Annotated in this window: 12 protein-coding genes; 7 read left to right on the forward strand and 5 right to left on the reverse strand. The window is 44.2% G+C overall.

What is annotated here, in order from left to right; translation table 11 throughout:
• Window positions 1-5 precede the first annotated feature (5 nt).
• The 5 genes from MUY27_RS03285 to rpsF all read right to left on the reverse strand — a co-directional run bounded on the left by MUY27_RS03285 (window position 6) and on the right by rpsF (window position 2,488).
• Complete coding sequence (locus MUY27_RS03285; RefSeq protein ID WP_245128543.1) at window positions 6-398, reverse strand: group III truncated hemoglobin; 393 nt, start codon at window positions 396-398, stop codon at window positions 6-8.
• A 177-nt stretch (window positions 399-575) separates the two neighbouring features.
• A complete protein-coding gene (mtgA, locus tag MUY27_RS03290) occupies window positions 576-1,265 on the reverse strand; it encodes a monofunctional biosynthetic peptidoglycan transglycosylase (RefSeq protein WP_245128544.1) in 690 nt (229 codons plus the stop codon).
• 135 nt (window positions 1,266-1,400) lie between these two features.
• Window positions 1,401-1,844 (reverse strand): 50S ribosomal protein L9, encoded by a 444-nt coding sequence (gene rplI, locus MUY27_RS03295; protein ID WP_245128545.1) that lies wholly within the window; start codon window positions 1,842-1,844, stop codon window positions 1,401-1,403.
• Window positions 1,845-1,862: 18 nt separating this feature from the next.
• The gene (gene rpsR / locus MUY27_RS03300; protein WP_245128546.1) at window positions 1,863-2,126 is read right to left on the reverse strand and encodes a 30S ribosomal protein S18; all 264 of its coding nucleotides are present in this window, start codon (window positions 2,124-2,126) and stop codon (window positions 1,863-1,865) included.
• On the reverse strand, window positions 2,126-2,488 hold the full coding sequence (gene rpsF / locus MUY27_RS03305) for a 30S ribosomal protein S6 (protein ID WP_245128547.1): 363 nt from the start codon (window positions 2,486-2,488) through the stop codon (window positions 2,126-2,128). Before rpsF ends, rpsR begins: the two co-directional genes overlap by 1 nt.
• A 413-nt stretch (window positions 2,489-2,901) precedes the next feature.
• On the opposite strand from rpsF, the gene MUY27_RS03310 reads away from it, so the two are divergent.
• The 7 genes from MUY27_RS03310 (at window position 2,902) to MUY27_RS03340 (ending at window position 14,075) form a co-directional block, all read left to right on the forward strand.
• Window positions 2,902-3,120, forward strand: coding sequence for a YtxH domain-containing protein (locus tag MUY27_RS03310; RefSeq protein ID WP_245128548.1), 219 nt, complete (start codon window positions 2,902-2,904; stop codon window positions 3,118-3,120).
• Window positions 3,121-3,298: 178 nt separating this feature from the next.
• Window positions 3,299-3,610, forward strand: a complete 312-nt coding sequence (locus tag MUY27_RS03315) for a hypothetical protein (RefSeq protein WP_245128549.1) — start codon at window positions 3,299-3,301, stop codon at window positions 3,608-3,610.
• A gap of 78 nt (window positions 3,611-3,688) precedes the next feature.
• Complete coding sequence (locus MUY27_RS03320; protein WP_245128550.1) at window positions 3,689-6,022, forward strand: TonB-dependent receptor; 2,334 nt, start codon at window positions 3,689-3,691, stop codon at window positions 6,020-6,022.
• A gap of 296 nt (window positions 6,023-6,318) precedes the next feature.
• On the forward strand, window positions 6,319-7,872 hold the full coding sequence (locus MUY27_RS03325; RefSeq protein ID WP_245128551.1) for an alpha-N-arabinofuranosidase: 1,554 nt from the start codon (window positions 6,319-6,321) through the stop codon (window positions 7,870-7,872).
• Between the two features lie 177 nt (window positions 7,873-8,049).
• Complete coding sequence (locus MUY27_RS03330; RefSeq protein WP_245128552.1) at window positions 8,050-9,375, forward strand: sugar porter family MFS transporter; 1,326 nt, start codon at window positions 8,050-8,052, stop codon at window positions 9,373-9,375.
• Between the two features lie 2 nt (window positions 9,376-9,377).
• Window positions 9,378-10,859, forward strand: a complete 1,482-nt coding sequence (locus MUY27_RS03335) for a glycoside hydrolase family 32 protein (protein WP_245128553.1) — start codon at window positions 9,378-9,380, stop codon at window positions 10,857-10,859.
• Between the two features lie 231 nt (window positions 10,860-11,090).
• Entirely contained in the window at window positions 11,091-14,075 is a 2,985-nt protein-coding gene (locus MUY27_RS03340) for a SusC/RagA family TonB-linked outer membrane protein (RefSeq protein ID WP_262918262.1), read from the forward strand.
• Window positions 14,076-14,085: the final 10 nt, after the last annotated feature.

Here is a 14,085-nt window from a genome sequence, read left to right on the forward strand (position 1 = left end):
GTGTTTTATAAAATAGATAACCCCTCGTGCGAGCGGAAGTAGTTCAATTTGTTTTCGAACATTTTGGCAATGTTAGCTGCCCGCCATTTGGCTTCTTCGGCCTTATCGCCGGTAAACAATTCATCTACGGTAGCAGTAAACATACCCAGCCAGTGATTAAAATGTTCGTGACCGATAGGCATATTCATGTGAGGCGGAAAAGGTCGGCCGTTATAGGTATGTTCTTCTAAAAGTAGTGTCTGCCAGAAGGTGTACATCTTATCCAGGTGCATTCGCCAGCGGTCTTGGATACGTTCGTTAAAGATTGGCCCTAATAGTTCATCCTTACGGATCTTATCATAAAATGTGTTCACCAACAGCTTCACATCATCCAGTGTTAAAATCTCTTTCCCTGTCATAAGGTAAAGATAATTCACCTATAACAATTACCCGTAATGTAACCGTCAAATGTGACGAGGATCACGCATTGATAATGAGTGAATGATAGAGCAATATTAGCCTCAGCATGACAACTCCGATAATCAGCGAGATTCGGAGATCAGTGTAATCAAACTCAACCAGCGTAATCCAAAACGTTAAAAATCCAAAGGCCCCAAACGGCGCATATTCTTGCGGATCAGGTATTGGTGGTGCTTTAAACGATAGTCGGGCTTTACGGGCGACCAATGCAATGGATTAGGGAAAATAGAAGCAATGGCAGCTGCCTGGTACTTGTTCAGTTGCGAAGCATGTACATGGTAGTACTCCTGCGCGGCGGCTTCTACACCGTAAATGCCGTCGCCCATTTCAATCACGTTTAAGTACACTTCCATAATACGCTTCTTGCTCCAAAATAGTTCGATCAGCATGGTGAAGTATGCTTCAAATGCTTTGCGAACATAAGAGCGGCCGGGCCACAGGAAAACGTTTTTAGCCGTCTGTTGCGAAATGGTGCTGCCCCCCATTAGTTTATGGCTGTGCTGGTTTTTATCAATGGCGGCTTCCATTGCCTTAAAGTCGAAACCGAAGTGGTTCAGGAACTTTTGGTCTTCCGCTGCTACGGCGGCACGCTTCATGGGGTCAGCAATACTGTCAAAATCTACCCAATGCTTGTCTATCTTCCAGTCTTTTCCGTCTGCTTTGCGCTCAAAACCACGGGTAAGCATCAGCCAGGTAAGCGGCGGATTAACTACTTTATAAAGCAGTACCCAAAGGATAGAGATACCAAAGAAGGCGATAACTAATAACTTGAGTATACGTAACAGTAAGCGTGTAATTCCTTTCATGTAGCCCTCCAACCTCCCCAAAGGGGAGGCTTTGGTTAATAATTCTGCTAAAATAAGAAAGCCCTTCTCGTTGAGAAGAGCTTATCTTATATTTCTAAAGTCCTTCCCTCTGGGAAGGATTAGGATGGGCTGTAATTACTCAGCTACTACCTCGAAAGGAACTTTCACCTTCACTTCTTTGTGCAGGTTCAGGTTGGCAGTGTATTCGCCAAGCACTTTAGGCTCCTGATCAAAAGTAATGCGGCGACGATCTACCTCGAAGCCTTGTTTTTTCAATGCGTCAGCTACCTGGATGGTATTGATCGCACCGAAGATTTTACCGGTTTCACCAGCTTTAGCGCCGATAGTCAGTTTTACACCTTCTAATTTAGCAGCTACTTCTTCGGCATCCTTACGGATTTTGTCTTGTTTGAACTGAGCCTGTTTCAGGTTTTCTGCTAAAACCTTTTTTGCAGACACGGTTGCTAATACGGCAAAACCTTGTGGAATAAGGTAGTTACGGCCGTAACCTGGTTTTACATTAACGACTTCGTCTTTCTCACCGAGGTTTTTTACGTCTTGTTTTAAAATAACTTCCATTTTCTAAACCTCCTTAGCTTATTTTAACGAATCGGTTACGTATGGTAACAGGCCAATGTGGCGTGCACGTTTAACAGCCTGTGCCACTTTACGCTGAAACTTTAATGAAGTACCGGTTAAACGGCGAGGTAATACTTTACCCTGGTCGTTAACGAACTTTAATAAAAAGTTAGCGTCTTTGTAGTCGATATACTTAATACCGTTCTTTTTAAAACGGCAGTATTTCTTGCGGTTATCCTCCACTTTAGGAGCAGTAACGTACTTAATTTGCTCTTGTGCCATTATTGTGCTGCCTCCTCTGCTTTAGGTTTTTTGTTAAATGCACCACTGCGTTTTTTCTCATTGTAAGCAATGGCGTGTTTATCAAGCGCAATAGTCAGGAAACGCATCACACGCTCGTCGCGTTTGTATTCAATCTCCAGTTTGCTGATAAGTTCACCCGGAGCCTTGAATTCTGTTAGGTGATAGTACCCTGTTGATTTTTTCTGAATCGGGTACGCTAATTTTCTCAGACCCCAATTATCCTCTTGGATAATTTCGGCTCCGTTATCTGTCAAGATTTTGCTGAATTTGGCTACTGCCTCTTTAGCTGCATCTTCTGATAACAACGGGGTCAAGATGATCACGGTTTCGTACTGTTGCATTATAAATACTTTTTTACTGTTTACCCGTCTATAAACGGGGACGCAAATGTAGGTATAATTTTTTGTTTGTCAAAGAGGTACAGAGAATGGAAAATGGTTAAGTGGTTGATTGGGTGAGTAGTTCTTAAAATTAATAAGGCAGTATAATATAATTGCTCCGTTTTTATCTTGGAAAGCAATTGCAGTAGTGCTTTTGATAGCGTATTCCCGCTTTCGCTTATGCACGGCATCCGCTCAATCGGGTTTAGCTTACGGCGTGGATACGCTCGTTCACATCTACAGGCTACATAACCTAATAAAAGAGCGGAATTTTTTTGCTTTAATTTTAATAACTCAATCAACTTATAACCCATTAACTACATCATTGGCATTAACATTGTATAGTTATTCTTGAAAACCAAATAATTAAAGTTATGGCTTTATTAAAATATATCGCAATAGGGGCCGCTGCTGCATATGGTATCAGTCAGCTGGTAAAGAAACGTGAGTCTGACGGTAAATCAATCATTGATGATTTATCCGAGCAGGCACCAGAATGGTTAGATACGCTGAAGAAATATGGCGGCGATGTCCTTTCAAAGACCACCGCAAAAGCAGAGCCCGTAGTAGAAACGGTGCAAAGCAGCATGTAAGCATCAACCCCGGTTCGCCGGGGTTTTTTATTAAAATATTTTTTTCCGGTTAAACCTTTAGATTTAACTGTAGTCAAAGCAACTCGTTTCATATAGGTAGGTGCCAACGCAACTGCTTATGTAAATGTTACGGAGCTATTTTCGGATAGGGGAGAATTAGCTTTTATATTTGTAGCTTATGACTATTAAAAAACAATCGGCCAGAGTATTGGCAGCCTTCCTGCTGCTGATGACTTTCGTGACAGGTCAGCTGATTGTTATCGCGCACAAACACGAAAAGGTCGCTTACAATAATCATCAAGGCAAAAAAAGCAACGATGAGGTTTGTAAGATTTGCGCGCAAAACAGTCACTTGCAGTTGTTTAATCAGCAGCAGCAGGACCTGTTCACCCTTACCTTAACCGCTGTAAATACTTATCGCGAGTATATACCTGCTCATTACAGCGCCGCTACCTTTTACGCTGCTGATCGAGGCCCGCCGGTGTGCTAATAAACTTACTTACTGTACAATGCAACAGCAATTGTGCAGCTTTTATTTGTTTATTATTTATTTAACCGACATTATATCATGACGTTTAAGAAAACTTACCTATACATCACCATACTTTTAATTACACCTTTTTTAGCCTTTACCGCGTTTGCATCCACCGTTACCGGTAAGGTAAGCGATGCTAAAACCAATGAAGCAATTGCTGGCGCAACCGTAACTATTACCCAATTAAGACTGAGTACCATTACCGATGCAAACGGTAGTTACACTTTCCGTTCGCTACCTGCTAAAGGGAAGTTCTTGGTTGAAGTAAGATCACTCGGTTATAAAACCATGATCCGGGCGATAGACATTGCCGACCCTAAAACCTACAATTTCGCCTTAGCTACCAGTGTAATGGAGGCAAGGGAGGTAGTGATTACAGGTACACCAATTGCCGGCAACAGTAAAACCAACAGTACTTCGGCTACCACTGTTAACCGGGAAGACCTGCTGACCCCCGCCAATAACCTGATTGACGCGTTGGCTAAACAGGTTCCGGGTGTAAGCCAGATCACTACAGGTCCTGCTATCTCAAAGCCGGTTATCCGCGGTCTGAGCTATAACCGTGTGGTTACTTTGAGCGATGGGATTAAACAGCAAGGGCAGCAGTGGGGAGACGAACACGGTATTGAGATTGACCAGTACCAGGGCGATCGGGTCGAGGTGCTCCGTGGTGCATCATCCCTGCTTTATGGTTCAGATGCTATCGGCGGTGTTATCAATATCCTCGAGCCACTGTCTCCGCCGCCGGGCCAGATCAGGGGCGAAGTTTTATCCAACTACTCTACCAATAATGGGCTTAGCGGCTCATCAGTAATGTTAACCGGTAACGACTCTGGCTTTGTATGGCGTACGCGTGCCTCTTACCAGAACGCCTATTCTTTTAAAACGCCAACAGGCTACTTTCCAAACAGTGGTTTTAACCAAACCAACTTGAGCGGCATGCTGGGTCTTAACAAAGGCTGGGGATATTCGCACCTGAATTTGTCATACTTTAAAAATAACATCGGGTTTTATGATCCGCAATTTGACAGTCAGGGTAACTACGTGAACGATGAGGGGGAACAATTCACTGATAAAGATTACAAAAGCCGCACGTTGCAATTCCCCCGCCAGGATATCAGGCATTATAAAGCTGCGTTGAACAATAGTTTTGCAATCGGTACCGGTTCGCTTAAAGTAGATTTAGGTTACCAAAAAAATCAACGTCGCGAGTTGGATAACCCTACCCCGGCTTTATTCTTCGACCTGAACACCTACTCGCTTGATGCTAAATACTACTTACCTGAAAGTAACGGATGGGAGCCAGTGATTGGTGTTAGTGGTGATTTAAATCACAGTGTAAATAAGGGCTCCGAATTTTTGGTGCCTGCTTATAATACGTATTCAACCGGGGCTTTTGCATTTGCTAAAAAAAGCTGGGATAAAAATACCTTTAATGCCGGTTTACGCTACGACTACATTTATAACAAGGGCAACCAGTTATATATAGATAACGAGCAGAAGTTTGCCGGCTTCGAAAATAAATTCAGCAACATTAGCTACGCTGCAGGTTTTACCCATATCTTTAATGATAACCTGAACTTTAAGGCAAACGCCGGGTCGGCATTTCGTGCGCCTAACCCTGCTGAGTTAGGTTCAAATGGTGTTCACGAAGGGTCTTACCGTTACGAGATCGGTAATCCTGACCTGAAACCAGAGCGCAGCTACCAGGCAGATGCTACGCTCGAATTTGATTCTAAGGTGGTAAGCGGCAGCTTCGGTGTCTACGAGAATTACATTCGTAACTATATCTATGCATCAAGCAGAACAGGTGATAATATCACGGTGACAGATGATAATGGCAACCCGACTATGTATGCCGTGTATCATTACGGACAGGTAAACGCCAATTTGATGGGTTTGGAAGGTAGCCTGACCATCCACCCGGCAAAGTTCCTGCACTTCGAGAATACTTTCGGTTATACACATGCGCAGAACACCACTTTTGACAGGCCGTTAGCTTTTATCCCGGCTGCAACGGTGCATAACACCTTGCGTTTCGAACCTTCTATCAGAAACCTGCAATCATCTTTTATCTATGTAGGCCTGGATAATGCCTTCGCACAAAACAGGGTAGACGCTACTTTCGAAACGCCAACAAGCAGCTACACTTTAATTAACGCCGGTATCGGTACTACTGTTAAACTGGGTAAGCAACCGGTTAAATTGTATGTGTCCGGCAATAACCTGGCGAATAAAAAATATTACGATGCGCTTAGCCGCTTTAAACCCGGCCGGTTAGACCAGACTAACCCAACCCTGGGCGTCTACAACCCGGGCAGGAACATCACCTTTGGTTTTTATATGCCGCTAGCATTGAAAAACTAAAAATCCACTTCAAAGCCCCTTCCTGCACAACCAGCGAGGGGGTTTTTCTTTTTTCACTTCCCATCATTCACATCCACGTTTTGCTCCGGGAACCCACTGTCTGGGGCTGTCGAAGCTTTGCAACAGCACAATCAGCACCAAATTTTGCCGCACTAAAAAATAGCTGTTTTTTTTAATTGTGTTTTTTACAGTTATTTTTTAGCTTAGCCTAAACAAAACCATTTATAGGCCAGGGCGGATGAGTAATGTTCATGCCGCTTTGTCTTAATTGTTGCACAACCAATTAGTCCATTTATATGAAAGCTACTTTACTACGTAAGTTTGCTTTTGGGTTAACACTTGCCGCTTTTTCTGCGCAGGCACAAAATCCCGTAAGCATTACTGTTAGCTCCTCTGCACAGGGGCCTGTGATCAGCAAATACATTTACAGCCATTTTGCCGAACATTTAGGGCATAGCATTTATGGCGGTTTTTATGTAGGCGATACCTCTAAAATTCCTAATACCAATGGTATCCGTAATGATGTTGTTGCTGCCTTAAGAAAAATGAAGATCCCATCATTGCGCTGGCCTGGGGGATGTTTCGCGGATACTTACCACTGGCGCGATGGTGTTGGCCCGAAAGATAAAAGACCTGCTATAGTAAATCGCTGGTGGGGTGGCGTTACAGAAGATAACAGCTTCGGCACGCATGATTTCTTAAATATGTGTGAGCTTTTAGGCGCTGATCCTTACGTGGCCGGTAACGTGGGTAGCGGTACCGTACAAGAACTGGCAGACTGGGTGCAGTATGCCACCAGCGACAGTAAAAATCCAATGTCCGACCTACGCAAAGCGAACGGCCGGGATAAGCCATGGGGCGTTAGATTCTGGGGGGTAGGTAACGAAGCCTGGGGATGCGGCGGTAATATGACTGCTGAATACTATGCAAACGAGTTTAGGAAATATTCCACCTTCATGGCCAATTCAGACGGCGAAGGAAAAATTTTCAGAATAGCATCTGGTGCTAACTCCGGCGATTACAACTGGACGGAAACCCTGATGAAGAATATCCCTCACAATTTAATTGAAGGGATCGCCTTGCACCATTACGCAGTGATCGACTGGAATAACAAAAGCTCAGCTAGTGAATTCAGCGAAAAACAATATTTTCAAAGTATGCGCCAGGCGCTGCTGATGGATTCGCTGGTAACCAAGCATGCGCGCATTATGGATAAATACGATCCTAAAAAACGTATTGCCTTAGTGGTTGATGAGTGGGGCGGATGGTACGATGTAGAGAAGGGCACTAATCCCGGCTTTTTGTTCCAGCAAAATACCATGCGCGATGCGCTGATCGCCGGTACAACCCTTAATATATTTAACAATCACGCCGACCGCGTAAGAATGGCTAACCTGGCACAGTGTATCAACGTGCTGCAATCCGTTATCCTGACGGATCAGCAAAAAATGATCCTAACGCCTACTTACCACGTAATGGAAATGTATAACGTGCACCAGGATGCTACCTTGCTGCCGTTAACCATCAACAACGATACCTCTTACGGCATGGGTAACGAGAAACTGCCTGCGGTATCTGCATCTGCTTCGAAAGATAAAAGCGGTGTGGTGCATATCACGCTAACGAATATAGATCCGGCTCATCAGCAGAAGATCGCGCTTAACCTAAGCGGGCTTAATCTTAAAAATGTATCCGGACGTATCCTGACATCGGCTAAAGTGCAAGACCATAATACTTTTACCGAGCCGGAAAAAGTGAAGCCTGTTGCGTTCAAAGGCGCATCGTTGAAGGGCAGCAACCTGGATGTAAATCTTCCACCGGTATCCGTTGTGGTACTTACTTTAAATTAATTCTACTTCGGCAGGTACGTTTAGCGTGCCTGCCGAACTTCTTTTTCGTAAAAGACAACCCGTTTTCTTCCGGGCTGGGGATTCTTTATCCCTTTTGATTTGTTGTGCTGAAAAATTTGCTTTGATCGATCCGATGATTATTTTAGCAAAACTAATTATCCAGCAAACCAATATTTTATGAAGAAGAACTCCGTTTTGGGGTGGTCGATGGTGGTAGCCCTTGGCGGCTTCCTGTTCGGCTTTGACACCGCAGTAATCTCCGGTGCAGAAAAATCAATCCAGCAATTCTGGCAATTATCAGTCTTTCAGCACGGGCTAACTATTTCTATCGCCCTTATCGGGACCGTTATCGGTTCCCTGTTAGGCTCGCGTCCGTCAGATGCTTTTGGCCGAAAGAATACCCTCTATTTTGTGGCGATAGCCTATTTATTATCCTCGCTCGGTACAGCGCTCGCGCATAACTGGTATATTTTTTTATTCTTCCGCTTTTTCGGTGGCTTGGGCGTAGGCGCGTCATCTGTTACGGCTCCTATTTATATCTCAGAAGTATCACCGGCAGAGAAACGTGGCAGGCTGGTGGGCTTGTTTCAGTTTAACGTGGTACTGGGCATCCTGATCTCGTACCTGTCCAACTATTTGATCAGCCAAACGGGCGAGAACTCATGGCGATTGATGCTGGGCGTACAGGCTGTTCCTGCATTTATCTTTTTGGTGCTGATCCGCTTTATTCCAGAAAGTCCGCGATGGTTAATTATTAAACGTAACGATATTGCAAAGGCTACGGCCATACTACAGGTGATTAACCCGTTGAATTACAAAACAGAGCTGGAAGCTATACAGCGCGGCGCTAATGAGCATAAAGGCACTAATGAGCGGCTGTTTTCAGGCAAGTATAATAAGCCTGCAACGCTGGCTATCCTGTTTGCGCTGTTTAACCAGCTTTCGGGCATTAACGCTATCATTTATTACGCGCCCCGCATATTTGAAATGGCGGGTTTGGGTGCCAGTTCATCGCTGCTCTCCACCGTCGGTGTGGGCGTTATAAACTTTATCTTTACACTCATCGGGATTAATATCATCGATAAAGCCGGCCGGCGTATGCTGATGCTGGTGGGCTCGGTTGGGTTAATCGCATCATTGTTCCTGGTGGCATTTACGTTTAGTTCAGGGCATTTCAGCGGATATGCAATCCCCATTTATATGATGCTGTTTATCACCTTCTTTGCATTCTCTCAGGGCGCGGTGATCTGGGTATTTATTTCTGAAATATTCCCAAACGAGGTGCGCGCAAAAGGACAAACGCTGGGCAGTTTTACCCATTGGATAATGGCTGCGCTGATTGCTTTTTGTTTTCCCTATTTAGCAGAAACATTAGGTGGTGCTATTACGTTTTACTTCTTTGGCTTTATGATGGTGTTACAACTGGTATTTGTAATACGCTACATGCCAGAAACGAAAGGCAAATCGCTGGAGCAAATAGAATCTAACATAATTCTGCATTAACGATGATAAAAGCTAAGTATTTCTGGCTATTGCTTTTGGGTGTACCGCTCGTAATGAACGCCCGTGCCCAAACCGTTTACCATGAGCCGTACCGTCCGCAGGTGCATTTTTCTCCCAAAGCGCACTGGACGAATGATCCCAACGGTTTGGTATATTATAAGGGAATCTATCATTTATTCTTTCAGTATTACCCGGAAGCGACGGTTTGGGGGCCAATGCACTGGGGGCATGCGACCAGCAAAGACCTGATCCATTGGCAGGAAAAGCCCATAGCGCTGTATCCTGATAGTCTGGGATACATCTTCTCCGGAAGCGCGGTTGTAGACTATCATAACACCACCGGTTTTGGTACTAAGAAAAATCCCCCGCTGGTAGCGATGTTCACCCATCATGATCCAAAAGGCGAGAAAGAGGGGCGTAACGATTTTCAGAATCAGAGCCTGGCTTACAGTTTAGATAACGGCGAAACCTGGAAGAAGTATTCGGGTAACCCCGTGCTGAAGAATCCTGGGATCAAGGATTTCCGCGACCCCAAGGTAATGTGGTATGAGCCGCAGAAGAAATGGGTATTAACCCTGGCCACGCTTGATCACATCACGTTTTATTCTTCCCCGGATATGAAGAACTGGACTAAGGAAAGCGAGTTTGGTAAACAACTGGGTGCGCATGGCGGCGTTTGGGAATGCCCAGACCTGTTTCCGCTGAAATTAGAAGGTAAAACGCATTGGGTGCTGATTGTTAACCTGAACCCGGGAGGCCCCAACGGCGGTTCTGCTACCCAATACTTTATGGGCCAGTTTAACGGAAAAGCTTTTGTGCCTGATGATCAGCAAACCCGTTGGATGGATTATGGCCCGGATGAATACGCAGGCGTAACATGGAGTAATACCGGTAACCGCAGAATCTTCATCGGGTGGATGAGCAACTGGCTGTACGCTAACCAGGTGCCTACAGAACGCTGGCGTAACGCCATGACCATTCCGCGCGAACTTTTATTAAAACGTGTTAACGGCGAAGTATTGCTGGCTTCTACTCCTGTAAAGGAACTGGAAGGAATTGAAGGCGCTACAAAAACCATCGGGTTTGCTGCAAGTGTACCTAAGCAGTTTTTGCTCGATGTAGATTTTAAGCAGTTCGGCTCATTTAGTTTACAGCTAAGCAATAGCACAGGGGAGAAGGTGGTATTAGGTTATGATGCGAAATCGGCAAGGTATTATTTAGACCGGTCTGCCTCTGGTGTTACCAGTTTCAACAAAGACTTTTTACGTACTTCTTATGCCCCCGCTTTGGTAAAAAAAGGAGGCAATCACTTACAGATTTTAGTGGATGTTTCGTCATTGGAAGCGTTTGTTGACGGGAACGTTACCGTAATTTCCGGAATTTTCTTCCCGAAACAGCCCTATAACCGCCTCAGAATGGTTCCTGTAAAAAATACAGTTATTAATAAAATGACAATAAAACCCCTGTTTTCGATATGGAAATGATATTGTTCAGGTGAATAATATTTAAGCTATAAGACAGGGTTTTTATTTTATAAAATATTGATTTTTAATGCTTTATAATTTTAAAAAGCAAGCTAAAGCCTGTAAAAGTGATCGAAATCAAAGTATCAAAGTGTTTTTTTTACACTTTTTTACTTATGGCTATTGACTATTAATATCACAAATAATTACATTTGTTTTAACTCCAATTATTAACCAATTAAACCAATAACTATGCATGCAAAACGTTTACTTTGCGCAAGTATCCTTTTGTTGTGTTGCTTTCTGTTCCAGGTCTCATACGCCCAAAACAGAACTGTAACCGGAAAAGTGACCGACAGTAAGAACGGTTCTCCCTTAGACGGCGTAACCGTTTCCGTAAAAGGCACCACGTCTGGTGCAATCACCGCCGCAAACGGTACCTTTAAGGTAACCGTACCGGCAAACGGCAATACGTTAGTGGTAAGTTACCTGGGCTATGCTACTCAAGAAGTAAATATAGCAGGTAAAACAACCGTAAACGTAGCGCTTGCTTCAACAGCCAGCAACATCAGCGAGGTTGTAGTAATCGGTTACGGTAGCCAGCGTGTAAAAGACGCAACAGGTTCCGTAGCTTCCTTAAGCCCTAAGAACTTCAACAAGGGTGTAATCTCCAGCCCTGAGCAGTTATTGCAAGGCCGCGTGTCTGGTGTGCAGGTAACCCCTGCAAGCGGCGAGCCCGGTGCTGGTGTTACCATCAACATTCGCGGTGCATCATCTATCCGTAGTAATAACTCGCCACTATTCGTAGTGGATGGGGTGCCTCTGGATAACGGTGGTACTTCAGGCGGTTTAGATGCCGGTGCAGGTACTTCATCTGCAAAAAACCCGTTGTCTTTCATTAACCCGTCTGACATCGAGAACATCTCTGTATTGAAAGATGCTTCGGCAACTGCGATCTACGGTTCAAGAGGTGCAAATGGTGTGGTATTGATCACTACCAAAAAAGGTGCTAAAGGACAAGGCATCCAATTCTCTGCTAACGGCAGCTTTTCAACTCCTGCTAAAAAGTATGATCTGCTAAACGCTGCTGACTTTGTGAAATATGCCACTGCAGCAGGTGCTGATGGTAGCGTAATTAACAAAGGCGGTAACACTAACTGGCAAGACGTCATCTTCAGAAACAGTGTTTCTCAGGATTATAACCTGGGTTATGGTAATGCCGGTAAATCTACCACCTATCGTTTCAACTTAGGCTATGCAAACCAACAGGGTATTGTAGAAAATACCAGCCTGAAACGTTTAACCGGCAGATTCAATGGTTCACAATTATTATTCAACGATAAGGTTAAGATCGATCTGAACTTCTTAGCATCTAACGTTAAAGACCAATTTGCGCCAATTACAGATAACGCAGGTTTTGAAGGTAGCTTAATTGGTGCGGCTTTATTAGCTAACCCAACCTACCCGATCAAAAATCCTGACGGTACTTATTACAATAACAGCGATGGTGCCTTCCGTAATCCTGCTAACATGCTGGATTATATCAACGACAGGGATAAAATTAACCGTTATTTAACTAACGTAAGCGGTACCTGGAACATTGCTAAAGGCCTTTCTTACAAAGCTAACTTTGGTTATGACGCTTCTAAAGGTACTCGTAATACCTTCATGGATGCCCGTTTATTAGGTTACACAGGTACACAAAGCTTCCGTAACAGCCCAGGCGTTCAGCAAGTAACTGGTAATGGCCGTGGGGTAGTTCAACAGTTAGACAAACGTTCAACTGTCATTGAGCACACCTTGACTTATGACCGTTCATTCGGTGGAAGCAACCTGAATGTGGTTGGTGGTTATTCTTACCAGGTATTCAAAAACTTCCCGCTAAATACGATCTACACTAATCAGAAAAATAAAAACGCTTATATATCAAGTGTTTCAGACTTTGCTCAGCAAGCGCTGCCTTCATTCGGTGACAGCTCAAGATACCAGCTGCAATCTTTCTTTGGCCGTGCGAACTACAACTACAAAGAAAAATACTACGCAACCTTTACTTTCCGCGCAGACGGTTCAGATAAATTTGGTCCGTCTAACCGCTATGGTTATTTCCCTGCAGGTGCTTTGAAATGGAGAATCAGCAGCGAAAGCTGGGCTCCTAAAAAAGTATTTGATGATTTAAGCCTTCGCTTAAACTACGGTCAAGTGGGTAGCCAGGATGGTCTGGATCCGTATTCTTACGCTGCTGTTTGGCAGGCGCAATTAAATGGAACCAACAGCCAGATCAATGCTGCCAGCCCTTCTTTGAAATGGGAAACCACTACTTCTTACGGTGCCGGTATCGATTTCGCAATTCTTGGCAACCGTGTAAGTGGCTCTGTGGATTATTTCAACCGTTCTACTACAGACCTGTTGTTCTTCCAGGATTATCCGGCACCATCGGTATCACCTTCAAGATGGGTTAACCTTCCAGGTAAGGTAGTGAACAAGGGTGTGGATCTGGGACTGAACATCGCTTTGATACAAGGCAAACGTTTCAGCTGGGATGTTGCTTACAACGCTACCATTCTTAAAAACGTAGTGAAAAACTTCGGTGGTCGTATCATCCCTACAGGTGGTGTAAACGGTCAGGGCCTGTCAGGTGCGTATGCTCAACAGATTCGTGATGGCTATCCATTGGGCGAATTCTATATGCCAGTATTTACCGGCTTTGATTCTAACGGTATTGCTACTTATCAAAACAATGGCTTGTCTTACTTAGTGGGCAGCAGTATTCCTAAGTTCACTACTGGTTTAACCAACAACTTTACTTTTGGTCGCTGGAATGCCAGCTTCTTCCTGAATGCTTCAACCGGCTTTGTGATCTATAACAACACTGCCAACGCTTACTTCCTGAAAGGCAGCTTGAAGAACGGTAGAAATGTGAGCTATGAGGCAGCAACAAGCAATGAGAATCCGTTAAACTCTGGTAGCGTTTCAACCCGCTTCTTAGAGAAAGGTGATTTCTTACGCCTGACAAATGCTAACATCGGTTACACTTTCCCAACAGGTTCTCTGAAAGGTATCAGAACTTTGAGAGTGAGCATTACAGGACAAAACCTATTCCTGATCACTAACTATTCAGGGTTAGATCCGGAGGTGAATACAAACAAGGCGTTGAACAACATTCCGTCAAGAGGTTTTGATTACACCGCTTATCCGAATGCCCGTACATTTACATTAGGATTGAATGCAGGTTTCTAATTATTACAGA

Origin of the sequence: Mucilaginibacter straminoryzae (assembly GCF_022953055.1) — a bacterium.
Lineage (GTDB): Bacteria > Bacteroidota > Bacteroidia > Sphingobacteriales > Sphingobacteriaceae > Mucilaginibacter > Mucilaginibacter straminoryzae.